Consider the following 23,784-nt stretch of genomic DNA (forward strand, 5'->3'; position numbering starts at 1 on the left):
ATACTATATCGCATGATATGAAGCCCCTCTGGCTATCAAGCTCATTTTTGGATACTTTGCGGGAGTTGTAAATAAATCAGAAAAAACATTGACATATCACAAACAAATTAATATTATGTTTAGTATATTATAGACTTTATAGGGAAGTGTTTGTTTTATGAAGAACGCTGAAATGTTTTGGAGTGCATCTCAGGATGAGCTTAAACAAGGGTATATCGAAGGTGAGAATCAATATGTTTGTTTGTTGTGCGGAAATGCAATTGAAAAGGGGATAGTATACCAGAAAGATGGGGTTCTTTATGAAGCGAAGAGATATATGCGAATTCATATTGAACATGCACACCGCTCTGTTTTTGAATACTTGATTGATCTCGATAAAAAACTTACAGGTCTCACGGACCATCAAAATCGCCTTCTTCGCCTTTTTTACCAAGGGAAGAATGATGCTGAAGTTCAGGAGGAAATGGGAATTGGCAGTCCTTCCACCATTCGGAACCATCGCTTTGTGTTGAAAGAGAAAGAGCGTCAGGCTAAGTTGTTTTTAGCCCTGATGGAACTTTTGAAAGATAAAGATGAACATGCGCCGGCATTTATCCCGCTTCATCAAAAAGCAAGGATGGTCGATGATCGTTATAACGTTACCGAGGATGAAAAGGTGACTGTATTGAAAAAATACTTCCCTAAAGGCAGTCAGGATGCTTTAAAGTCTTTCCCGCCAAAGGAAAAACAAAGGCTGATCATTCTCCAAGAAATTATGAACCGTTTTGAAAATGAGCGGAAATACGAAGAAAAAGAAATCAATCAAATATTGGGTGCCGTTTATCATGATCATGTTCTTTTGAGAAGATATTTAATAGAATATGGATTCTTGGATAGAAAGCCTGATGGGAGCCAATATTGGCTGAAGAAATGATGACTGGAGGCGAGGAAGATGGATCGTAAAAAAGAATTGAAGCAATTATATAAAGAAACGAAAGTTGAAGCAGGTGTTTACCAAATCAAAAATACGGTAAATAATAAAGTCTTTATCGGAAGCACCAGGAATTTAAAGACGTTGAAGGGGAAACAATTTGAATTGGAAATGGGAACAAACACCAATAAAGTGCTGCAAGGTGAGTGGAACCAATATGGAAAAGATGCTTTTTCTTTTGAGGTACTGGAGGTATTGAAGCCGAAAGAAACAGGATTTTTTGATGTTAAACGGGAATTGAAAAAACTTGAAGAAGAGTGGATGGAAAAAATACAGCCATATGAAGAACGGGGATACAATAGAATGAGAACCAACTGACTTGTACGTAGCCTTTAGAGATTCTCCGAGATTCCCAGCTCCGGATTTACTCAGGGATCGGACTTGTTGTTAGTTTTTAAATGGTTTAAGCTAGTAATGAGGGACCTGTTTGTAAAATAGGGGGGACCCGTGGAGGACCTTCAATAAATAATTAATTTTGGGAGTTGCAAATGAAAAAAATAGGATGGGCCATAACGGGGATAGGAGCAATCATTGCGCTGGGGGCCTTGCTTTATCCTTTGAATGTTATTGATAAAACACTATGTATATATTTATTGCTTGGCGGTGCTGGGCTAATGTTCATCGGGTCTATGTCCAGGGCCTTTTCGCTCCTGAAAAGATGATTCTAGAGGTTGATCAAAAACGTTCGATTAAGGTGATATCATGGAGAAAAACCAATTGAAATATGCCCAGCAGCATCTGGCTAATGAACGCACCTTCTTAGCGTGGATAAGAACGGTGATTGCGATAGTGGGGGTTGGTTTTCTTGCGACAAGCCTGCATTTTACGATTGGTGTGCATCGGGATGCCCGGATTGACTTGATCAGTATCGTGCTGGGGATGTTTACGTGTGTGTTGGGCCTTGTGATTACAGTGCTGGCGACGTTAGGTTTTCTTCAGAAGAAGCGGCAAATCAATGAAGGGACGTTCCAGCCCTCAAGTGCGCACGTCATTCTAATCGCTGTTTTCATGGTCATATTATTATCGATGATCATTTTATATTTTGTTTTCATAAAAGTTTAAAACTGTCCTAACCAATATAGGGCAGTTTTTTTAGTTTCTACTATAATATACTTATTCTAACATCGTTACGGAAAGATTTCTCCCATTAATTAAATTCAATCAAAAAACGAAAGCTTGAAAAACACTGAATTTCATTTTGGTTATGAAAGAGTAATGAAAACCTTTTAAAACATTTCATTCAGTATTGTCCACGTCAGCATTAGTGAAACTTAGGCTTTACCGGAAGGGTATATCAGCGGCTAGGAAAAGATCGAAAAGTTTTTCTTTCGCCTTCCTTTAAAAATTTTTCATCAGCCTTCTTCAGTTTGTAAGTAAACTTAACATGGGTAATTCTAGCTTAAAAAACTTTTGGAAGTACTTTCCTTCATTCAATTTCAATCACGTTTTAAATATTTGTTTAATTTCCATTTTGTGAGATATGATAAAGAGGAACTAAAAGGAGGTCATCAGGATGGTGGATATCAAAAAAGGTGAAAGTTCTTTTTTTGTTGAAGAATCTGGTGAGAAACTAGCGGAAATCACATTCTTTAAATCAGGTGATGATGAAATCACGGTCGATCATACCGTTGTTTCTGACGAGCTACGCGGGCAAAAGGTAGGAAATGCCCTTGTTGAAAAGGTAATAGGGTTCGCAAGGGAAGAAAAACTGAAAATTGTTCCGGTATGTTCGTTCGTTCAAAAACAATTTGAAAAAAATGCAGAATACGAGGATGTATTGGCTAAATGAACCAGAGGGCTGGATCAGGGGATGATTAATATCACCTGTGTTCAGCCCTTTGTCATTTTTTAGATAATCTTCACCCCTTCAATTCTCCAAGAAAATAATATTAAACGCCTTTCCGCCTACAGTGTTGTTCGCATTTAATATAGGGGAGGTGCTAGGATGGCCATCAAATTACAAACCCTATTGAATCGCGCAAAGGAGAATATGGGAAGCGGTATGAACCCGGTCGTGAACGAGTCGATACTCGAAGTGGTTAAATTAGCTTATGAAGCGGGGATATTTGTTCAAATAACGGCTGGTTATCGAAGTTTCCCAGAACAAAATGAATTGTATGAACGAGGCAGAACGAATAAATCAAAGCCAATCGTGACTTATGCCAGAGGGGGCCAATCCTTGCATAACTATGGACTTGCTGCAGATTTTGTCATTGTTAGTGATGACGGCAAGCGGGCATTGTGGACAGAGGGCGAAAAGTGGACGAGGGTAGCAGCCATAGCAAAATCCCTGGGATTTGTTTGGGGAGGGGATTTTGAATTGTTCCGTGATTTTCCGCATCTTGGAATGACAGGCGGTTTAACCACGAGAGATCTTCAAAAGGGATTGAGGCCGAATCTTGTATCAAGAGTGGCGTCAGTGAACAGTGAAAATGAAGCTGAAAGGTAAAATGGATGATCCGTTATTTGAGAAAACCATTACTAGTGACTGGCATCATGTGGGTAGCGCGAGGATTTTTCTTCAGTGGAGAAGTTTGTTATCACTTTAATGATTTTAATGGGAAATCTGACGTTTTTAAAAATTAAAAATTGAAAAAACTTTTTTTATAGAATGTGGTCATGATAGGTATGTAAGCGTATACAACAAATCTTTCAATTTAGAATTATCAAAAAATTTAAAAAAACCTGTTGACTACTACCTGAAATACACGTAAGATAATCACAAATACAAGACATCAAACATAAGCGTTTCGAAAAATATGAATAATGCGAAAAGCATTGAAGAGGATAAGTAGTCTTTTAAAAAGGCAGTCACAGAGAGCCGGGTAGCTGAGAGCCGGTATTGTCCCGAAAGATGAACTCACCTTGGAGTTTCAGCTTGAACGTCAGACTAGTAGGGCTGAACGGGTGCGTACCAGTACCCGTTACCAAAACAGAGAATAGTGTAGGCTATTCAAAGTGCGCATGGAGTTTCATGCGAAAAAGGGTGGTACCGTGGAGTGGCTCATCAAGCCTTTTCACCCCTTTAACTTGCCGAGTGCAAGTACATTTGGGGTGAAAAGGCTTTTTTGTATGCGTAAAAAGCTGAAAATTCTGAATGTTAAGAAAACATTTAATGGAAAAGCGAAGGAGGTTTTTACGAAATGACACAAAAGTCAGTTGTTGCTGATCGGAAAAGTGGAAAGACACATTATAGCGGTGCCGAATTTCTGCTGGATGCATTGAAAAAGGAAAATGTTGAAGTCATCTTTGGTTATCCGGGTGGTTCTGTATTGCCGATTTATGACAAGCTTTACAGTTCAGAACTTTTTCATATATTGACAAGGCACGAACAAGGTGCGATTCATGCAGCGGAAGGATACGCCAGGATTACCGGCAAGCCGGGGGTGGTCATAGTCACATCCGGTCCAGGGGCAACGAACATTGTCACCGGTTTGGCCGATGCGATGATTGACTCTTTACCGCTTGTGGTAATTTCGGGTCAGGTAGCTACCAGTGTAATTGGTTCGGATGCTTTCCAGGAAGCTGATGTACTGGGGATTACTACCCCGATCACAAAACATAACTATCAGGTAAGGAAGCCGGAAGACCTTCCGCGCATTATAAAAGAAGCTTTTTATATCGCTTCCAGCGGCCGGCCCGGTCCAGTATTAATCGATATACCTAAGGATATGGCCATTATAGAAGGTGTATCGCCGGATAAGGAGCCAGAAATGGATCTCCCTGGCTATCAGCCGACGACCAAGCCGAATTACTTACAGATCAGAAAGCTTGTTGAAGCCGTAAGCGGGGCGAAAAGACCGGTCATCCTTGCAGGGGCGGGTGTCCTGCATGCAAAGGCCTCCCATCTATTAAAGGAATATGTCGAGCAGCAAGGCATTCCCGTCGTCCATACTTTATTGGGTCTTGGCGGCTTTCCGGCGGAACATCCTCTCTTTATCGGAATGGGTGGTATGCATGGCTGCTATGCAGCAAACATGGCGTTATCGAAATGTGATCTATTAATCAATATCGGTGCCAGGTTCGATGATCGATTGACTGGGAATCTAGCGAAATTCGCACCGCATGCAACGGTGGCCCATATCGATATTGATCCAGCGGAAATCGGTAAAAATGTGCCGACAAAAATTCCGGTCGTTGGAAGTGCCAGGGAAGCACTGGCGGAGTTGATTGCGCAAAATGGCAAGAAACCTGAAATTGATGAATGGACAACACAGCTGACTGCATGGAATGAAGAGTTCCCATTGCGTTATACACATGAAGAAGGCGTACTGAAACCTCAGCGGGTCATCCAGATGCTTCATGAAAAAACGAATGGGGAGGCCATTGTTACGACGGATGTCGGACAGCATCAAATGTGGGCAGCGCAATACTATCCGTTGAACAAACCGAATTCTTGGGTCACTTCCGGTGGATTGGGGACGATGGGCTTTGGCTTACCTTCGGCTCTCGGAGCGCAACTGGCGAATCCGAAAGCGACGGTGCTTTCCATATCGGGGGATGGTGGATTCCAGATGTGCCTGCAGGAACTTTCAGTCATTGCCGAAATGAATCTGCCAATCAAAATCATCATCGTCAACAACGGGGCACTAGGGATGGTAAGGCAGTGGCAGGAACTCTTTCATGATAAACGTTTCTCACACAGCATTTTTCAATCGCATCCGGATTTCGTGAAATTGGCCGATGCATATGGAATTCCGGGATACAAAGTGACGACGGAGGAAGAAGCGAGCAACTGCCTGGATGTAGCGTTAAAGACTGATGGTCCGGTGTTGATTGATTTCCGGGTAAAACAAAACGAAAATGTCTTTCCGATGGTAGCACAAGGAAAAGGGCTTGATGAAATGGAAGGAGTTTAATCAATGAAGGGAATTCTTAGCCTCACCGTGAACAACCGGCCAGGCGTCCTGAATCGGATTACGAACCTGTTCACGAAAAGAAATTATAACATTGAAGGCATGACTGTCGGACCTTCCGAACAGGATGGCATTTCAAGGATGACCTTTGTGGTCGATGTTGATGACGAAGCTGTCATTGAACAGATCACCAAGCAATTGAATAAGCAGATCGATGTTTTGAAAGTATATGATATTACGAATCAATCGATTGTGGCGAGGGAACTTGCACTCATTAAAATATTGGTGACCACACAGACCCGAGCCGAGATTTATTCAGTCATCGAACCCTTCCGAGCTTCAGTTATTGATGTCAGTAAAGATAGCCTGACAGTTCAAATCACAGGGGAATCGGATAAAATCGAAGCCTTCATTGAACTGATCAAGCCATATGGCATCAAGGAATTGGCAAGGACAGGGACAGCCGCCATCCCGCGTGGAATGCAAATTGCACACGCTAAGAGTGCGACAATCGTATAAAACAAAACAAAAAACCAAAACAAAAAACCAAAACAAAAAACCAAAACAAAAAACCAAAACAAAAAACCAAAACAATGATGAAAAGGGAGATGTAATTATTATGGCAAAAGTATATTATAACGCAGAAGCAAACGAGAATTTTTTCAACAATAAAAAGGTAGCGGTCATCGGATATGGTTCACAAGGACACGCACACGCACAAAACCTACGTGACAGCGGTGTAGATGTAATCATCGGAATCAGGAAAGGTAAATCCTTCGATAAAGCGGTGGAAGACGGCTTTAATGTTTACACAGTGAAAGAAGCCGCTGAACAGGCAGACGTGATCATGAACCTATTACCGGATGAAACTCAGCCGAAAGTATACCAAGAAGAAATCAAACCGGTATTGCGTGCAGGCCAAGCGTTAATGTTCGCACACGGATTCAACGTCCATTTCAATCAAATCGTTCCTCCGGCAGACGTAGATGTATTATTAGTCGCTCCAAAAGGTCCGGGACATCTTGTTCGCCGTACATATGAACAAGGTGCAGGGGTGCCGGCATTGTTCGCCATCCATCAAAATGTTACGGGTGAAGCAAGAGAATTGGCCCTTGCGTACGCTCGGGGAATCGGTTCTTTAAGAGCTGGCGGTTTGGAAACTACTTTCCAGGAAGAAACGGAAACGGATCTATTTGGAGAGCAGGCCGTACTTTGCGGCGGATTGACTGCCCTTGTGAAAGCTGGATTCGAAACCTTGACAGAAGCTGGATATCAACCGGAAGTAGCATATTTCGAGTGTTTACATGAACTTAAATTAATCATCGACCTTATGTATGAAGGCGGTATGGAAAACATGCGCTATTCCATTTCTGACACAGCTCAATGGGGAGATTTCGTTTCGGGACCACGCGTTGTGACGGAAACTACGAAAGAGGCCATGAAAGCGATCTTGAAAGACATCCAAGACGGTGAGTTCGCAAAAGGATGGATCTTGGAGAACCAAGCGAATCGTCCAGTCTTCAATGCTATCAATAATCGTGAAAACCAACATCAAATCGAAGTGGTTGGCCGTGAATTAAGAAAAATGATGCCATTCGTAAAACCTCAACAAAAAGAGAAAGAAGTGGTAGCCGTTGCGAAAAATTAATATATTTGAAACTACACTTCGAGATGGGGAGCAATCAGCCGGTGTAAATTTGAATTTTACCGAAAAACTTGAAATTGCTTATCAGCTTGAAAGATTGGGTGTTGATATTATCGAAGCCGGTTTTCCGGCAGCTTCCAAAGGGGATTTCAACTCCGTACAGGAAATCGCGCGCAAAATTAAAAACAGCTCTGTCACAGGGCTGGCGCGTGCTGTAAAAGGAGATATTGATGCAGCTTGGGATTCATTAAGGGGCGGCGCAGAACCAAGATTGCATACGTTCATCGCCACTTCGCCCATTCATCGTGAATATAAGTTGAAAATGTCGAAGCAGCAAGTGATTGAAAAGTCGGTTGAAATGGTCAAGTACGGGGCAGCGCGTTTTCCGATCGTACAATGGTCTGCAGAAGATGCAAGCCGTACAGAGCTTGACTACTTGGCAGAAATCGTTGAAGCGGTCATTCAAGCTGGTGCCAAGGTCATTAATATTCCTGATACAGTAGGGTATGCAGCTCCAATCGAATACGGAAACATTTTCAGATACCTTCGTGAACATGTTCCTTCTATTGATAAAGTCAGTTTATCTGCACATTGCCATGACGATCTTGGAATGGCAACGGCCAATTCATTGGCTGCCATCGAAGGCGGGGCTACGCAAGTCGAAGGCACAATCAACGGAATTGGTGAACGTGCCGGAAATGTGGCGCTTGAAGAAGTGGCTATGGCTCTCTACATCCGTAAAGATTTCTATCAAGCGGGAACGGATCTTGTATTGAATGAAATTAAAAGGACCAGTGATTTGGTCAGCCGCCTTACTGGAATGCAAGTTCCTGCTAATAAAGCCATAATTGGTGCCAATGCATACGCACATGAATCTGGCATTCACCAGGATGGCGTGTTAAAAGAAAAAACGACATACGAAATCATATCACCTGAACTCGTCGGGGTTTCGTCCAATTCACTCGTTTTAGGGAAACATTCAGGACGGCATGCTTTCAAAGAAAGATTACAAGAGTTGAATTTTACGGTAACGGATGAGGAAATGAACTCATTATTCGTCCAATTCAAGGAATTGGCAGATAATAAAAAGACCATGACTGATGAAGATATCGTTGCGCTGGTGCTTGAAGAGAAAGCGACGGATATCAGTTTTTATGAAATGATTTCGTTACAGATTTCCCACGGTACACATCAAACGGCGACCGCGACGGTTACACTGAAAAAAGGCGATAATGAAGAGATTCAGGAAGCGGCAACAGGTGCAGGTAGTGTTGAAGCCCTATATAACACGCTTGAAAGATGTTTGGGCAGCGAGATCAACTTACTGGATTATCGAATTCAATCGGTAGGTGGCGGAATGGATGCCCTTGCCCAGGTCTTTGTGAAAATTAATTATAACGGTGTGGAAACCAGCGGCCGCGGTCTTGATCAGGACGTCTTGGAAGCATCCGCCAAAGCATATTTGAATGCTGTGAACCGTGTGATCATCATGAAGGAACTGGAAGAAAAAGCAGTATTACTATAGGAAGGGGAGATTTCGATGAAAAGGAATATTGCGGTGCTTCAAGGAGATGGCATCGGGAAAGAAGTAACAAGAGGCGCTGTAGAAATCCTCGAAGCCGTTGCCCAAAGATATGGACACGATTTTGAATTTCAATATGGTGAGATTGGAGGCGGGGCCATCGATAACACAGGTTCGCCCCTGCCGGATGAAACAGTGGAGATTTGTAAAAACAGCGATGCGGTATTATTAGGGGCCGTTGGAGGACCTAAGTGGGATGATCAGCCTGCGCACCTAAGACCGGAACGAGGTTTGTTGAAAATCCGAAAAGATTTGAATCTTTATGCTAACATCCGTCCAATCAGCTATTATTCCAGTTTGTCGGAATCTTCTCCTCTTAAAAAGGAATTCATTGAAGATGTGGATTTCGTGATTGTCAGGGAACTAACTGGCGGCCTTTATTTCGGAAAGCCAAGTGAGCGCGTTGAAAGAGAAGGGAAAGAGGCGGTCGTCGATACACTTTTCTATCAGAAAAGCGAAATGAAGCGCATCATTGAACTTGCTTTTGCATTAGCATCGGATCGCAAGAAAAAAGTAACATCCGTGGATAAAGCGAATGTTCTTGAATCCAGCAGGATGTGGCGTGAGACGGCTGAAGAAATTGCCAAGGACTATCCGGATGTAATTCTTGAACATATGCTTGTTGATAATGCAGCCATGCAATTGATCAAAAACCCGAAACAATTTGATATTATCGTGACGGAGAATATGTTCGGTGATATTTTAAGCGATGAAGCGTCGGTATTGACTGGCTCGCTTGGAATGCTTCCTTCCGCCTCCATATCAACAAAAGGGCCTAATCTATATGAACCGATTCATGGCTCTGCCCCGGATATTGCGGGCAAAAACCTGGCTAATCCGATTGGGACGATTTTATCAGCAGCTTCCATGCTGCGTCTATCCTTTGGTTTGGAAGATGAGGCGCAAGCCGTTGAGCAGGCGGTGGAAACGGTCCTTGAATATGGCTTGAGAACAGGCGATATCGCCAATGGCCAACCAAATATTACGTCTACTTCAGAGATGATTGCAGAAATAAAAGCAAGTCTTTTAGACCAGGAAGCCATTTCCAACATCATGGGAGCTTACGCATAAACTTCTTTCACGGCCTAACATTAGGCCGTGTTTTTTAAAAAAATACAAGATTGATCGAGGTGGGATAAAGATGGGAAAGTCGATAATAGAGAAAATATGGGATCGTCATATTGTAAATGAAGAGGAGAATAAACCGGATTTGATTTATATAGACCTTCAATATATTCATGAAGTGACCTCTCCGCAAGCATTTGAAGGATTGAGATTAAAAGGACGCAAAGTCAGGAGACCCGACCGTACTTTCGCGACAATGGATCATAATGTGCCAACCGTTAATCGCTATTTCATCGAGGATGATATTGCTAGGAAACAATTAGAGGCGCTTGAGCAAAACTGTAAGGAGTTCGGTATCCGCCTTGCTGATTTAGACAGCCCGGAACAAGGTATCGTTCACGTTATCGGGCCGGAATTAGGGCTTACACAGCCAGGGATGACGATTGTCTGCGGAGACAGTCATACTTCCACACATGGTGCGTTTGGCTCGATTGCGTTTGGAATCGGTACGAGTGAGGTCGAGCATGTTTTGGCCACACAAACCCTATGGCAAACAAAACCCAAAACATTGAAGCTTGAGGTTAATGGCAAGCTTGGTCATGGCGTGATGGCGAAAGATGTCATTTTATATGTGATTTCTAAATTCGGCGTCGATTTCGGTACGGGACATATCATTGAGTATTGTGGGGAAGTTTTCCGGGATATGTCAATGGAAGAGAGAATGACGGTTTGCAATATGTCGATCGAAGGCGGGGCAAGAGCGGGGCTGGTAGCTCCCGATGAAACAACGTTCTCTTATTTGAAAGGTCGTAAATATTTGCCGAAAGGAGAAGAGTTCGATCGATGTGTTCAGGACTGGAAGTCGCTTTCCAGTGATGAGGATGCTGTATATGACCAAGAAATCATTCTTGACGGCAGTCTGATTTCACCAATGGTCAGCTGGGGGACAAATCCTGGAATGGCTAGTGGAGTGGATGGAAAAGTACCTACCTTCGCAGAAGATATCATGGATCCTAAGGAGCTGAATCGAGCCATTGAGTATATGGGTCTTGAGGAAGGCATGCCGATCACGGAAATTCCCGTACAGCATGTATTCATAGGATCGTGTACTAATTCACGCATTGAGGACTTACGGCAAGCCGCAGAAATGATCGAAGGTCAAACTGTTCAAAAAGGGGTTCGGGCGATGGTCGTTCCCGGTTCACAAAGCGTCAAAAGGCAAGCGGAAGATGAAGGGTTGGATGAGATTTTCAAATCTGCGGGCTTCGAATGGCGCGAATCGGGTTGCAGCATGTGCCTGAGCATGAACCCTGATGTGGTTCCGGCCGGTGAGCATTGTGCCTCCACAAGTAATCGGAACTTTGAAGGCAGGCAAGGAGCTGGAGCAAGAACACACCTGGTTAGTCCGGCTATGGCTGCCGCGGCCGCCATTCATGGGAAATTTGTCGATATTAGGAATTTGAAAAGTACTGAACAAGTCCATTAAGAATACGAATTAACCGGAGGTGCAGAAAATGGAACCCATTACTATATATAAAGGAAGAGCGGCGGCACTTGACCGTAAAAACGTGGATACGGACCAGATCATTCCAAAGCAATTTTTAAAACGGATTGAGCGAAGTGGATTTGGTGAATTTTTATTCTATAACTGGCGTTTTGATGAAAATGGAAAGAAACGTCCTGATTTTGAATTGAATCAGCCACATAATCAAAACACGTCCATTTTAATAGCAGGTGAAAATTTTGGCTGCGGTTCTTCGCGTGAGCATGCTCCCTGGTCATTGAAAGACTACGGATTCGATATCATCATCGCTCCGTCTTATGCTGATATCTTTAAAAGTAATTGCATGAAAAATGGCATGGTCCCCATCGCTTTAACCCAGACTGAAGTAAACTATTTAATGGATAGAGTGTCGGCACCTGATTATGAGTTGACGATCGACCTTCCCAATCAGACATTGAAAGATGGTCAAGGGTTTGAAACAAACTTTGAAATTCATCCGTATTGGAAGGAAATGCTCATCAAAGGCTGGGATGAAATTTCGATAACGCTTCAATATGATAAAGAGATTTCTGCCTATGAATCTCAAAAAAAGGCTGTATCGAATATTTAATAGAAGAAGGTCATTTCCCGTTCTCCTTTTTTATTTGAAAGGATGCGGGATTTTTTTTATGGGTGAAAGAAGGAAAGGCGTTCATCCGCCTATTTAAATTTTTGTGTTTCCTGCTATTACATGCTAAACTGTTTCTCAAAAAGCGAACGGTGAGGCGGAAAATAGGATGGATGATGAGAAAAACCAAAAGAAGGCCGGAGAAACCAAGATAATCGCCTTTCCAAATCTCGGTGAAAGGCTGATTGTAAAAGGACTGGATGAGCTTGGAAACAGAAACTTTAAAGCGGCTGCACAGCTTTTCAGCCAAGCCAGGGAGTATGAGCCCGAAAATGATGAAGTTTGCATGGGGCTAGTGGTCTCACTAGTCGAACTTGAGTATTATGAGGAGTCAAAAGAGTTGTGTATAGAGATGCTGAATAAAGGCATCGGCGACTATTTTCAACTGATCAATATTTATTTGATGGTACTCCTGCAATTAGGCGAGCATCAGGAAATGGTCACGACGATCGAACTGCTATTTGAAGAAAGCCAAATTCCCTTTGATAAAGAGGAACATTTCGAAAAGATGCTTCAGTTCAGTAAAAGGGCCCTTGAGGATAAAAAAGAGGAGAAGGAAAGGCAAAATCAGCAGCTCTCAGAGGAATTGCAGGAGGATGAACTTTTTGAAGGGAAAACGGATAATGAAATGCTTTTGGTCATTTCAAAACTTACGAATATCAATATTCGACCATTTATCCCTCAAATCGAACAATTTCTACAAAAAGATGAGGGACACCCTTTCTTTAAAACGATGCTCCTTAACATCCTTATCGACCAGGAATATGACGGGGAATTGACTCTGAGGAAATTCGATCAATCGAAGTCGGTCATACCAAGGGAATTGAAAAGTTTGAAGGAGACGGACTTCTATAAGAAGGTAACCGGGCTGACCGAAGAGGAAATCAGTCAGGATAACCCGAGCTTATTTGAAATGGTCCATAGTTTGATTGAACGCCATTCTTTTTTATTGTTTCCTTTTGAACCCGGACCTGAAAGCTTGCCTGCATGGGCAGCTGCCTACCATGCCTTGGCGGAAGAATACATGACCGGGGAAGTTTTCGATAGGGACTTAGCCGAACTTTACCAGGCAGATGTGGAAAGCGTGACTGATATTCTTTCCTATATAAAAGAAATTGAAGAAATTTCTTATCCCATTATTTAAGCTATAGCTGTTGTAACAGATTAAACCTGTGGTATAATGTAGTGGTTGTAATGTATAATCGTCTAATTTTGACGATTTCCCCAATATTTTTTTTGGGTATATTTGAAGGATGACTTGTTAACACTTGCAAAGCATATTCATCCAATGCTTATTATTGAAGTATATAGATTTTTTGGAGGGAAACACATGTCTGTAAAATGGGAAAAACAAGAAGGTAATCAAGGCGTACTAACAATTGAAGTTGACGCTGCAAAAGTAAACGAAGGTTTAGATGCAGCTTTCAAAAAAGTAGTTAAACAAGTAAATGTACCTGGCTTCCGTAAAGGTAAAATGCCACGTCAAATGTTCGAAAAAAAATTCGGCGTAGAATCGCTTTACCAAGATGCGCTTGATATCATTCTTCCGGATGCTTATGCAAATGCTGTCGAAGAAGCTGGAATTCAGCCTGTAGACCGTCCAGAAATCGACATCGAGAAAATGGAAAAAGGCGAAAACCTGATCTTCACTGCAACTGTAACAGTTAAGCCTGAAGTTAAATTGGGAGATTACAAAGGTGTTGAAGTTGAAAAATTCAATACTGAAGTAACTGACGAAGATGTTGAAAAAGAATTGAAAACTTTGCAAGAGCGTCAAGCTGAGCTTGTCGTTAAAGAAGAAGGGCAAGTTGCTGAAGGCGATACAGTCGTTCTTGACTTTGAAGGATTCGTTGATGGTGAAGCATTCGAAGGCGGAGCTTCAGAAAACCATTCATTGGAAATCGGTTCAAACTCTTTCATTCCAGGATTTGAAGAGCAACTTGTCGGTCTTGAAACTGGCGCTGAAAAAGATATCGAAGTTACATTCCCTGAAGAATACCATGCTGCTGAACTTGCAGGTAAACCAGCAGTATTCAAAGTGAAAATTCACGAAATCAAAACAAAACAACTTCCTGAGTTGGATGATGAGTTCGCGAAAGATGTCGACGACGAAGTGGAAACTTTGGCTGAACTTAAAGAAAAAACAAAACATAAATTAGAGCATGACAAAAAACATGAAGAAGAAAACTTCATTCAAAACACTGTAATTGGTAAAGCTGTTGAAGGTGCAGAAATGGATGTTCCTGAAGCAATGATTTCAAACGAAGTTGACCGCATGATGAATGAGTTCTCTCAACGCATTCAATCTCAAGGACTTAATTTGGAACTTTACTACCAATTCTCAGGTCAAGACGAAGAAGCTTTAAAAGCGCAAATGAAAGAAGAAGCTGAAGGACAAGTTCGTACGAGCCTAACTCTTGAAGCGATCGCTGAAGTTGAAAAACTTGAAGCGACTGACGAAGATGTAGAAGCTGAACTTGCACAAATGGCTACTATGTACAATATGGAAGTTGACGCGATCAAACAAGCTCTTGGAAACTTAGAAGGAATCAAAGGCGATCTTAAAATTAAGAAAGCAATTGACTTCTTGGTAGAAAACAGCAAAACAGTTGACGCAAAATAATTTTTATAAATAAGTAGATTTAAATATTTCCTTTAAAAAAACAAGGCGCGAGTAATCGTGCCTTGTTTTATACATATTGAGAATTAGGTAAATTTCAAATATCGGTTATTTCCTGATTGATTTTTTTTTGATTTCGGTGTAGATTAGTTCTAATACCGCATATACATATTTATACAGCAAATCCTGCTTTTAAAAATCCAAAGTTTTGGGCATGCTGGTAAAGGGCAAATACATATTGGTTGATTATTGTACTTATTTAACAACTCGGACCGTGAGCATTTTTGTTACTAAACTTCCAAGAACATGATAAAATGCAAAACATACTAGGGATTTTGGAATGTTTAAGTAGATGTGTGCCTAGTTTTTTTCATTACGATTGGGTACCGCTATGTAATAGAGTTGGAAGAGTATTTAAAGGGGTGAACGTACATGTTTAAATTTAATGATGAAAAAGGACAGTTAAAATGTTCTTTTTGCGGTAAAACACAAGAACAAGTCCGTAAACTGGTTGCTGGTCCAGGTGTCTATATTTGTGACGAGTGTATAGAACTTTGTACGGAGATCGTCGAAGAAGAGCTGGGCACTGATGAAGAAGTGGAATTCAGAGATGTTCCTAAACCTATGGAAATCCGTGAAATTCTTGACGAATATGTGATTGGACAAGAACAGGCAAAGAAATCTTTGGCTGTCGCTGTTTACAACCATTATAAACGTATCAATTCCAATAGCAAAGTCGACGATGTGGAGCTTTCTAAAAGTAACATCGCCCTAATCGGACCGACGGGAAGCGGGAAAACCCTTCTTGCGCAAACATTGGCGCGATTACTGAATGTTCCTTTTGCCATTGCTGATGCCACTTCATTGACGGAAGCTGGATATGTTGGGGAAGATGTCGAAAACATCCTTCTAAAATTGATCCAAGCAGCTGATTATGATGTGGAAAAAGCGGAAAAAGGCATCATTTATATTGATGAAATCGATAAAGTTGCCCGTAAATCGGAAAACCCTTCTATTACACGTGACGTGTCTGGTGAAGGTGTGCAACAAGCTTTATTGAAAATTCTTGAAGGAACGGTTGCAAGCGTTCCGCCTCAGGGTGGACGTAAACATCCACATCAGGAATTCATCCAAATCGATACGACCAATATTTTGTTCATCTGCGGCGGTGCCTTTGATGGAATCGAACCGATCATCAAACGCCGTCTTGGTCAAAAAGTCATTGGCTTTGGCTCTGACGTGAAAAAGGATGATATTGCAGAAAAAGAATTGCTTTCCAAAGTCCTTCCTGAAGACTTGCTTCGTTTCGGATTAATTCCGGAATTCATCGGACGTCTTCCGGTAATTGCGACTCTTGAGCAATTGGATGAAGCTGCTTTGATTGAAATCCTTACAAAGCCGAAAAATGCCCTTGTTAAACAATATCAAAAATTGCTTGAACTTGACGATGTGGAATTGGAATTCGAACAGGAAGCGCTAAGTGAAATTGCTAAAAAGGCAATTGAACGTAAAACTGGTGCACGTGGTCTGCGATCCATCATCGAAGGCATCATTCTTGAAGTGATGTTCGATCTGCCTTCACGTGATGATGTTGCAAAATGTGTAATCACAGGCAGCACGATTTCGAAAAATGAATCTCCAAAGCTTGTCCTTAAAGACGGTACTACCATCAAAGGACAAGAAAAGAAAACATCTGCTTGATTTATAAGGAAAAGCGAGACTGCCAGTTCATCTTGGCAGTCTTTTTCTTTGTCTTTTTTTAAAATTGTTGTTATTTAGGATAAAAACGCCAAAATTTTCAACACGAATTTCTTGGATAATTTCGCCCTTCCAAAGGAGATACTAACAGAAATGACAAACTAGGAGAGTGCAGGAGGGAATACGATGAATTGGACAGGATTGGCGTTGTTTATCCAGCTGTTTTTTGGGATTATTATTGGATTGTATTTTTTGAACTTACTGAAAGGCCAGCGAACACAAAAAGTTTCCATTGACCGTGATTCACGTAAGGAGATGGACCAATTACGGAAGATGAGATCGATTTCGTTGACGGAGCCATTGGCAGAAAAGGTTAGACCAAGCACATTTAATGAAATCATTGGTCAAGAAGATGGGATTAAATCTTTAAAAGCTGCTTTATGTGGGCCGAATCCCCAGCATGTGATAATTTACGGACCTCCAGGGGTAGGGAAAACGGCAGCGGCCAGACTTGTTTTGGAAGAGGCGAAGAAAAATGGCAAGTCCCCCTTTAAGAACTCGGCCGTTTTCGTTGAATTGGACGCCACCACAGCCAGGTTCGATGAACGAGGGATTGCCGATCCGCTCATTGGTTCTGTGCACGATCCAATCTACCAAGGAGCAGGGGCAATGGGACAGGCTGGCATTCCGCAGCCAAAGCAGGGTGCAGTCAGCAATGCTCATGGAGGCGTACTGTTCATAGATGAAATAGGGGAGCTTCATCCAATACAGATGAATAAACTGTTAAAGGTATTGGAGGATCGTAAGGTCTTTCTGGAAAGTGCTTATTATCAAGAGGAAAATCAAAATATTCCCACTCACATCCATGATATTTTCAAAAATGGACTACCGGCTGACTTTCGATTGATTGGAGCCACGACTAGAACGCCAAATGAAATCGCGCCTGCGATACGCTCAAGATGCATAGAAGTGTTTTTCCGTGAACTTGACCGGGAAGAAATAATCACCGTCGCTAAGAATGCCTCAGATAAAGTGGGGATCACCATCAGTGAAAAAGGCTTGCAGTCGATTTCGGATTATGCCCGAAATGGCAGGGAAGCTGTCAACTTGATTCAGACTCTTGCTGGAATATCCATTAATGAAAACAGGACTTTTATCAGAGAAGAAGATATAGATTGGATGGCCCATAGCAGCCAGCTGACCCAAAGAATGGACAGGAAAATAGAATCGAATTCTAAAATAGGCCTAGTCAACGGTCTTGCAGTCTATGGTCCCAACAGCGGGGCATTACTGGAAATCGAGGTTACGGTCATGGCCGCCCCTGATGAAAAAGGTTCGATAAACATTACCGGCATCGTTGAAGAAGAAAGTATCGGCGGCGGGGGTGGCAAATCGGTTCGCCGCAAGAGCATGGCAAAAGGTTCGATTGAAAATGTCATTACGGTTTTACGGTCGATGGGAGTGCCTGCCGGTCAATTCGATATCCATGTGAACTTTCCAGGCGGAAGTCCAGTAGATGGCCCTTCTGCAGGAATTGCAATGGCCACAGGCATATACTCGGCCATATATAAAATCCCTGTTGATCACACCGTCGCGATGACTGGAGAAATAAGCATTCATGGCGGCGTTAAACCGATCGGCGGTGTCATTCCGAAAATCAAGGCGGCTAAACTTGCCGGGGCAAGGAAAGTGATCATCCCAGCCGAAAACATGCAGCCGCTTCTATCTGAAATCAAGGATATAGAAATCATTCCCGTTTCGAATGTGAAAGAAGTGCTGGATCAGGCACTGAAAAAAGAATTGATGTCGGAACAAATCCTCACAACCTTGGACCTATCAAAAAAAGAAAGTGTATAAAGGAATTGCCCCGGCTAAAAATAGAACCGGGGCATTTTAAGGAGCATATTGGCGTTCCCGATAAATCTAAAGTAAAAATAAACACGCATTCAGACGTGCTTTTTTATCTAATATTGGAGATAATAATAGCAGTCGAAACGTGTTAAGGTAAACGAATAGACACTTCTATATAAATAGGATAGAATTGTTAAAAGGTTGAGAACATGGGTAAATAGTTTACAACGACGATACTAATTAGATGGAGGTGTCAGGAAATGACTGATAAAGAAATCATCGTCCCCCTCCTGCCGCTTAGAGGACTGCTTGTATATCCAACGATGGTGCTTCATTTAGATGTAGGCCGAGATAAATCGGTACAAGCCCTTGAGAAAGCAATGGTGGAAGACCATCTTATATTTTTGACGACACAACAAGATGTTTCGTTGGACGAACCAGGTGAAGAAGATTTATTTACAATGGGAACTTTAACAAAGGTAAAACAGATGTTGAAGCTTCCGAATGGTACAATCCGGGTGTTGGTGGAAGGGTTGAACCGCGCAGAGGTCATTGAATTTTACGATTATGAGACACATTATGGTGCCAAGATTAAAATATATGAAGACAGTGATGAAAAGGATGCTGAACATCAAGCATTAATGCGTACCCTACTGGATTATTTTGAACAATACATAAAAATGTCCAAGAAAATAACCGGTGAAACGTTTTCGTCCACTTCGGATATTGAAGAGCCTGGGCGATTAGCGGATATAATCGCTTCCCATTTGCCTTTGAAATTGAAGGAGAAGCAAGAAGTGCTTGAGACCATTGATATGAAAGAGCGTTTAAGCCGTGTAATCGAGATCATCAATAACGAGAAAGAAGTTCTTTTTCTCGAGAAAAAGATCGGCCAGCGTGTTAAGCGTTCGATGGAACGGACTCAAAAGGAATATTATTTACGAGAACAAATGAAAGCGATCCAAAAGGAATTGGGCGATAAAGAAGGAAAAACAGGGGAAATTGAGGTACTTAACGAAAAGATAGAAGAAGCGGATATGCCTGAGCACATCAAAGAAACGGCGTTAAAGGAATTGGACCGTTATGAAAAAGTTCCTTCCAGCTCGGCCGAGAGTTCTGTCATCCGCAATTATATCGAATGGTTGATTTCGCTTCCTTGGACCAAAGCGACCAAAGATGACTTGAATATTCATAAAGCCGAAAAAATCCTGAACCGGGATCATCATGGATTGGAAAAGGTGAAGGAACGGGTGCTTGAGTATTTGGCCGTTCAGCAATTGACAAATTCATTGAAGGGACCGATCCTTTGCTTGGTGGGACCACCAGGGGTCGGGAAAACCAGCTTGGCTAAATCGATCGCATCATCCCTGAATAGGAATTTCGTCCGTATATCTTTAGGTGGGGTGCGCGATGAATCAGAAATCCGCGGACATCGCCGCACATATGTAGGGGCGATGCCGGGACGGATCATTCAAGGCATGAAAAAAGCCGGAACGATCAATCCAGTCTTTTTACTGGACGAAGTGGATAAGATGTCCAATGACTTTAGGGGAGATCCATCTGCAGCGATGCTGGAGGTGCTCGATCCAGAGCAAAATCATAATTTCAGTGATCATTATATTGAAGAAACCTACAATCTTTCCAAGGTCATGTTCGTGGCGACGGCGAATAATTTGGGATCGATTCCCGGTCCGCTTCGTGATCGTATGGAAATCATTTCGATTGCAGGTTATACTGAGATAGAGAAACTTCATATAGCCAAGGATCACTTGCTGCCTAGACAGCTGGAAAACCATGGTCTATTGAAGACACAACTGCAAATCCGTGAGGAAGCTCTAACCAAAATCATCCGTTACTATACTCGGGAAGCCGGTGTTCGGAGTCTGGAGCGACAGCTTGCAAGCATCTGTCGGAAGACTGCAAAAATCATCGTGTCCGGAGATAAAAAGCGGGTCGTCATATCCGAAAAGAATGTCGAGGAGTTTTTAGGGAAAACCATGTTCCATTATGGACAGGCGGAAGTCGAGAACCAAGTCGGAGTAGCTAATGGTTTAGCATACACGTCGGTAGGCGGCGATACGCTGCAAATCGAGGTTTCCTTATCACCAGGTAAAGGCAAGCTGCTCCTGACAGGAAAGCTTGGCGATGTAATGAAAGAGTCAGCCCAGGCTGCTTTCAGTTATGTCCGTTCAAAAACCGAGAAACTTCAGATTGATGCGAACTTCCATGAAAAATATGATATTCATATTCATGTCCCCGAAGGTGCGGTCCCAAAAGATGGCCCTTCCGCAGGCATCACGATTGCAACAGCGTTAATATCGGCCCTTACAAATAGGCCGATCAGAAAAGAGGTAGGCATGACAGGCGAAATTACATTACGCGGACGGGTCCTTCCGATCGGCGGGCTTAAAGAAAAATCTTTAGCGGCCCATCGCGCAGGACTTACGAAAATCATCATCCCGCAAAATAACGAAAAGGATATTGATGATATCCCGGAAAGTGTCCGTAAAGCATTAACATTTGTTCCAGTTTCACACGTCGATGAAGTCCTTGAGCATGCATTGGTAGGTGTGAACGAATGAAAGTGACGAGTTCAGATATTGTCATCAGTGCTGTGAAGCCTGAACAATATCCCAATACTCCAATACCGGAATTTGCCTTGGCAGGCCGTTCCAACGTTGGGAAATCCAGTTTCATCAACAAAATGATCAATCGAAAAAACTTGGCGCGTACATCCTCTAAACCGGGTAAGACGCAGACCTTGAATTTTTATATCATAAATGAAGCACTCCATTTTGTGGATGTACCGGGTTATGGTTATGCAAAAGTATCTAAGACGGAGCGCGATGCCTGGGGAAGAATGATCGAAACGTACTTCACTTCCCGTGACCAGCTCCGCGCTGCGCTTCTGATCGTCGACTTGCGTCATCCGCCGACAAAGGATGACATCGCAATGTATGAATTCCTGAAGCATTATGATCTGCCACGGATCGTTATTGCCACCAAAGCGGATAAAATTCCAAAAGGCAAATGGCAGAAACATTTGAAAATCACACGCCAAACGTTAAATATGGAAAAAGAAGATGAATTGCTTCTATTCTCTGGTGAAACAGGCGAAGGTAAGGAACAAGCATGGGGCGTCCTTAAGAAATATATGTAAAAGAAAAGGGTATTCCGCATCTGGAATACCCTTTTTCATTATGTGATTCGTAAAACATTGGCGAATGGGGCAATTTTCATTTTTTTTGAACCAAAAAATAAATGCCGATTGCCATCAAGGCAAATGGCCAAAACCTTTCGATGTTCGCTGTGCTTGTTTCAACGATCCCGAAAGACGTTGTGATTTTATCATAGAACAAGAAAAGGATCGAGATGATGAGTATGACCATTCCGTGAAACATTCCAGAATTTGTTTTACGTGCCCGGAGAATAAATCCAAGGGATATGATTAAAATAAAGATACCTATATTATCCGGCCAAATATCCAGATTCTCGACGATGTGGAAATGAGCCCCGAACCCCAGTAAGATGACGCCTGGCAGGATGGACTCATATTCATTACCGCTATATGCCTGAATCAGGAAGGCGGCACCAACTATACATAATAAAGTGGGCCAGCTGAAAAAGCCTGGAAAGATTTCGATTTGGGAACGTTCAAGAAAAAAATAGAGTCCGAAACCGATTAAAACGATTCCTGGGAAAATACGCTGCGTTTTCATTTTATCCTCCTATGCAATTCGATTACTTGAAGTTTTTTGCCATTTTTGATATGGTACTTTTGTACACAATGTCGAAATATGTATGTAACTTAGAAATCCCGCTCAGGCACCTTTTGTATCCATTCAGGCGTTTTGGCTGTCTTTTCATGGTAGCATACGTTTTCATAAACTGTTCATATTATTTGCGTGAAACCATTTTAGTACATGGTATAATAAATTTACATGAAAAATTTTGGGGGTGCAAAACAAAAGGATGCATATTCTAGCGGTTGGTATAAATTACAAAACTGCCCCTGTAGAAATTCGGGAAAAACTATCGTTTAACGAAGCCGAACTTGCCGAGGCGATGAAAGCTCTTAAAAATAAAAAAAGCATCTTGGAAAATATTATTATTTCAACATGTAACAGAACGGAAATATATGCGGTCGGTGACCAGCTTCATACAAGCAGGTATTATATAAAGGAATTTCTTTCGGAATGGTTTAATATCGATAAAGAAGAATTTTCTAAATATCTATTCATTTATGAAGGCGATGGGGCTGTCGAGCATTTATTTTCAGTTACCTGCGGCTTGAATTCCATGATACTGGGAGAAACTCAGATTTTGGGACAAGTACGTTCAAGCTATCTGTTAGGGCAGAAGGAAGATACGATCGGTACCGTTTTTAACCATCTCTTCAAGCAAGCCCTTACATTAGCTAAAAAAGCTCATTCGGAAACCGAAATCAATACCAATGCCGTTTCCGTCAGCTATGCGGCAGTCGAGCTTGCAAAAAAAATCTTTGGAGGCCTGAACGGCAAGAATGTCTTGATTCTTGGGGCCGGTAAGATGGGTGAGCTAGCCATTCAAAATCTGCATAGCAATGGAGCTGACAGCATTACAGTCATTAACCGCACCTTTCAGAAAGCGGTCGACCTGGCTGAGAGATTCAATGGTACGGCGAAACAGCTTCAAGAGCTGCAATGCGCTTTAGTGGAAGCTGATATCCTGATTACTTCCACGGGATCAAAAGATCTTCTTGTAACAAAAGAAATGATGTCATTCGTCAATAAGCTTCGTAAAGGCCGTCCTATTTTCATGGTCGATATCGCAGTGCCGCGTGACCTCGATCCAACTTTGGCAGAGCTGGAAAATGTCTTCTTGTATGACATTGACGATCTTGAAGGGATCGTGCAAGCCAATATCGAAGAACGTAAAAAAGCTGCCGGGAAAATAGAATTGATGATCGAATCTGAAATTGTGGACTTCAATCAATGGATTAATTTGCTTGGTGTGGTTCCCGTCATTTCTTCCTTACGGGAAAAATCCCTATCGATACAAAAGGAAACGATGGAAAGCATCGAAAGAAAGCTTCCGCATTTAAGCGAACGTGACAAAAAAGTTCTGAACAAGCATACGAAAAGCATCATCAACCAAATGCTGAAAGATCCGATTCTTTATGCAAAAGAGCTGGCAGATGAACCGAATGCTAAAGAGCAATTAAATAATTTCGTGAAAATCTTCCATTTAGAGGAATTGATTGAAGGCCAGCTGGTTGCGGATGAAAAAGAACGGAACAGCTCCAAGTCATCCCTATTGAATCCAGTTCCTGTCCAGTAATGAGGTA

General features: G+C 42.2%; 21 protein-coding genes and 1 other annotated feature. Of the genes, 20 read left to right on the plus strand and 1 reads right to left on the minus strand.

The genetic code is table 11. From position 1 onward, the window contains the following. The first annotated feature begins 157 nt into the window (after positions 1-157). The 19 genes from QFZ73_RS19210 to yihA all read left to right on the plus strand — a co-directional run bounded on the left by QFZ73_RS19210 (position 158) and on the right by yihA (position 21,618). A complete protein-coding gene (locus tag QFZ73_RS19210; RefSeq protein WP_307269506.1) occupies positions 158-913 on the plus strand; it encodes a DUF2087 domain-containing protein in 756 nt (251 codons plus the stop codon). 18 nt (positions 914-931) lie between these two features. After that, positions 932-1,288: a GIY-YIG nuclease family protein gene (locus QFZ73_RS19215; protein ID WP_251437621.1), complete on the plus strand. Its 357-nt coding sequence runs from the start codon at positions 932-934 to the stop codon at positions 1,286-1,288. 170 nt (positions 1,289-1,458) lie between these two features. Then, on the plus strand, positions 1,459-1,632 hold the full coding sequence (locus QFZ73_RS19220; RefSeq protein ID WP_251437619.1) for a hypothetical protein: 174 nt from the start codon (positions 1,459-1,461) through the stop codon (positions 1,630-1,632). Positions 1,633-1,672: 40 nt separating this feature from the next. After that, positions 1,673-2,032: a YidH family protein gene (locus QFZ73_RS19225; protein ID WP_251437618.1), complete on the plus strand. Its 360-nt coding sequence runs from the start codon at positions 1,673-1,675 to the stop codon at positions 2,030-2,032. A gap of 451 nt (positions 2,033-2,483) precedes the next feature. After that, entirely contained in the window at positions 2,484-2,759 is a 276-nt protein-coding gene (locus tag QFZ73_RS19230; protein WP_251437617.1) for a GNAT family N-acetyltransferase, read from the plus strand. A 156-nt stretch (positions 2,760-2,915) separates the two neighbouring features. Beyond that, positions 2,916-3,419 (plus strand): M15 family metallopeptidase, encoded by a 504-nt coding sequence (locus QFZ73_RS19235; RefSeq protein ID WP_307269516.1) that lies wholly within the window; start codon positions 2,916-2,918, stop codon positions 3,417-3,419. A gap of 320 nt (positions 3,420-3,739) precedes the next feature. Then, positions 3,740-3,998: a binding site (T-box leader), on the plus strand. A gap of 115 nt (positions 3,999-4,113) precedes the next feature. Further along, positions 4,114-5,829, plus strand: a complete 1,716-nt coding sequence (gene ilvB / locus QFZ73_RS19240; protein ID WP_251437615.1) for an acetolactate synthase large subunit — start codon at positions 4,114-4,116, stop codon at positions 5,827-5,829. A 3-nt stretch (positions 5,830-5,832) separates the two neighbouring features. Beyond that, complete coding sequence (gene ilvN / locus QFZ73_RS19245) at positions 5,833-6,345, plus strand: acetolactate synthase small subunit (protein WP_101222819.1); 513 nt, start codon at positions 5,833-5,835, stop codon at positions 6,343-6,345. A gap of 100 nt (positions 6,346-6,445) precedes the next feature. Then, positions 6,446-7,474, plus strand: a complete 1,029-nt coding sequence (ilvC, locus tag QFZ73_RS19250) for a ketol-acid reductoisomerase (RefSeq protein WP_063232805.1) — start codon at positions 6,446-6,448, stop codon at positions 7,472-7,474. Further along, positions 7,461-8,996, plus strand: coding sequence for a 2-isopropylmalate synthase (locus QFZ73_RS19255; RefSeq protein WP_251437614.1), 1,536 nt, complete (start codon positions 7,461-7,463; stop codon positions 8,994-8,996). Before ilvC ends, QFZ73_RS19255 begins: the two co-directional genes overlap by 14 nt. Before the next feature lie 15 nt (positions 8,997-9,011). After that, positions 9,012-10,124: a 3-isopropylmalate dehydrogenase gene (leuB, locus tag QFZ73_RS19260; protein ID WP_251437612.1), complete on the plus strand. Its 1,113-nt coding sequence runs from the start codon at positions 9,012-9,014 to the stop codon at positions 10,122-10,124. Between the two features lie 70 nt (positions 10,125-10,194). Next, a complete protein-coding gene (gene leuC / locus QFZ73_RS19265) occupies positions 10,195-11,604 on the plus strand; it encodes a 3-isopropylmalate dehydratase large subunit (RefSeq protein ID WP_251437610.1) in 1,410 nt (469 codons plus the stop codon). A 28-nt stretch (positions 11,605-11,632) separates the two neighbouring features. After that, positions 11,633-12,232, plus strand: coding sequence for a 3-isopropylmalate dehydratase small subunit (gene leuD / locus QFZ73_RS19270; protein ID WP_307269525.1), 600 nt, complete (start codon positions 11,633-11,635; stop codon positions 12,230-12,232). Between the two features lie 166 nt (positions 12,233-12,398). Continuing rightward, entirely contained in the window at positions 12,399-13,433 is a 1,035-nt protein-coding gene (locus tag QFZ73_RS19275; protein ID WP_251437607.1) for a tetratricopeptide repeat protein, read from the plus strand. A 186-nt stretch (positions 13,434-13,619) separates the two neighbouring features. Further along, positions 13,620-14,912: a trigger factor gene (gene tig, locus QFZ73_RS19280; RefSeq protein WP_251437641.1), complete on the plus strand. Its 1,293-nt coding sequence runs from the start codon at positions 13,620-13,622 to the stop codon at positions 14,910-14,912. 429 nt (positions 14,913-15,341) lie between these two features. Then, positions 15,342-16,610, plus strand: a complete 1,269-nt coding sequence (clpX, locus tag QFZ73_RS19285) for an ATP-dependent protease ATP-binding subunit ClpX (protein WP_134782382.1) — start codon at positions 15,342-15,344, stop codon at positions 16,608-16,610. A gap of 183 nt (positions 16,611-16,793) precedes the next feature. Then, positions 16,794-18,464, plus strand: coding sequence for an ATP-dependent protease LonB (gene lonB, locus QFZ73_RS19290; protein ID WP_307269535.1), 1,671 nt, complete (start codon positions 16,794-16,796; stop codon positions 18,462-18,464). A 254-nt stretch (positions 18,465-18,718) separates the two neighbouring features. Further along, positions 18,719-21,040 (plus strand): endopeptidase La, encoded by a 2,322-nt coding sequence (gene lon, locus QFZ73_RS19295; protein WP_251429067.1) that lies wholly within the window; start codon positions 18,719-18,721, stop codon positions 21,038-21,040. After that, positions 21,037-21,618 (plus strand): ribosome biogenesis GTP-binding protein YihA/YsxC, encoded by a 582-nt coding sequence (gene yihA, locus QFZ73_RS19300; RefSeq protein WP_063232814.1) that lies wholly within the window; start codon positions 21,037-21,039, stop codon positions 21,616-21,618. Before lon ends, yihA begins: the two co-directional genes overlap by 4 nt. Positions 21,619-21,694: 76 nt before the next feature. Here the strand turns inward: yihA and QFZ73_RS19305 are convergent, their stop codons facing one another. Then, entirely contained in the window at positions 21,695-22,177 is a 483-nt protein-coding gene (locus QFZ73_RS19305; protein WP_307269541.1) for a LiaI-LiaF-like domain-containing protein, read from the minus strand. A gap of 253 nt (positions 22,178-22,430) precedes the next feature. Between QFZ73_RS19305 and hemA the strand changes: the two genes are divergently transcribed. Further along, the gene (gene hemA / locus QFZ73_RS19310; protein WP_251429061.1) at positions 22,431-23,777 is read left to right on the plus strand and encodes a glutamyl-tRNA reductase; all 1,347 of its coding nucleotides are present in this window, start codon (positions 22,431-22,433) and stop codon (positions 23,775-23,777) included. Positions 23,778-23,784 lie beyond the last annotated feature (7 nt).

The organism is Peribacillus sp. V2I11, from assembly GCF_030817135.1.
Lineage (GTDB): Bacteria > Bacillota > Bacilli > Bacillales > DSM-1321 > Peribacillus > Peribacillus simplex.

Bases quoted from the DNA above. Each gene is read 5' to 3' on its own strand.
- QFZ73_RS19210 (WP_307269506.1), top strand. From the start codon at position 158: ATGAAGAACGCTGAAATGTTTTGGAGTGCATCTCAGGATGAGCTTAAA.
- QFZ73_RS19215 (WP_251437621.1), top strand. From the start codon at position 932: ATGGATCGTAAAAAAGAATTGAAGCAATTATATAAAGAAACGAAAGTT.
- QFZ73_RS19220 (WP_251437619.1), top strand. From the start codon at position 1,459: ATGAAAAAAATAGGATGGGCCATAACGGGGATAGGAGCAATCATTGCG.
- QFZ73_RS19225 (WP_251437618.1), top strand. From the start codon at position 1,673: ATGGAGAAAAACCAATTGAAATATGCCCAGCAGCATCTGGCTAATGAA.
- QFZ73_RS19230 (WP_251437617.1), top strand. From the start codon at position 2,484: ATGGTGGATATCAAAAAAGGTGAAAGTTCTTTTTTTGTTGAAGAATCT.
- QFZ73_RS19235 (WP_307269516.1), top strand. From the start codon at position 2,916: ATGGCCATCAAATTACAAACCCTATTGAATCGCGCAAAGGAGAATATG.
- ilvB (WP_251437615.1), top strand. From the start codon at position 4,114: ATGACACAAAAGTCAGTTGTTGCTGATCGGAAAAGTGGAAAGACACAT.
- ilvN (WP_101222819.1), top strand. From the start codon at position 5,833: ATGAAGGGAATTCTTAGCCTCACCGTGAACAACCGGCCAGGCGTCCTG.
- ilvC (WP_063232805.1), top strand. From the start codon at position 6,446: ATGGCAAAAGTATATTATAACGCAGAAGCAAACGAGAATTTTTTCAAC.
- leuB (WP_251437612.1), top strand. From the start codon at position 9,012: ATGAAAAGGAATATTGCGGTGCTTCAAGGAGATGGCATCGGGAAAGAA.
- leuC (WP_251437610.1), top strand. From the start codon at position 10,195: ATGGGAAAGTCGATAATAGAGAAAATATGGGATCGTCATATTGTAAAT.
- leuD (WP_307269525.1), top strand. From the start codon at position 11,633: ATGGAACCCATTACTATATATAAAGGAAGAGCGGCGGCACTTGACCGT.
- QFZ73_RS19275 (WP_251437607.1), top strand. From the start codon at position 12,399: ATGGATGATGAGAAAAACCAAAAGAAGGCCGGAGAAACCAAGATAATC.
- tig (WP_251437641.1), top strand. From the start codon at position 13,620: ATGTCTGTAAAATGGGAAAAACAAGAAGGTAATCAAGGCGTACTAACA.
- clpX (WP_134782382.1), top strand. From the start codon at position 15,342: ATGTTTAAATTTAATGATGAAAAAGGACAGTTAAAATGTTCTTTTTGC.
- lonB (WP_307269535.1), top strand. From the start codon at position 16,794: ATGAATTGGACAGGATTGGCGTTGTTTATCCAGCTGTTTTTTGGGATT.
- lon (WP_251429067.1), top strand. From the start codon at position 18,719: ATGACTGATAAAGAAATCATCGTCCCCCTCCTGCCGCTTAGAGGACTG.
- yihA (WP_063232814.1), top strand. From the start codon at position 21,037: ATGAAAGTGACGAGTTCAGATATTGTCATCAGTGCTGTGAAGCCTGAA.
- QFZ73_RS19305 (WP_307269541.1), bottom strand. From the start codon at position 22,177: ATGAAAACGCAGCGTATTTTCCCAGGAATCGTTTTAATCGGTTTCGGA.
- hemA (WP_251429061.1), top strand. From the start codon at position 22,431: ATGCATATTCTAGCGGTTGGTATAAATTACAAAACTGCCCCTGTAGAA.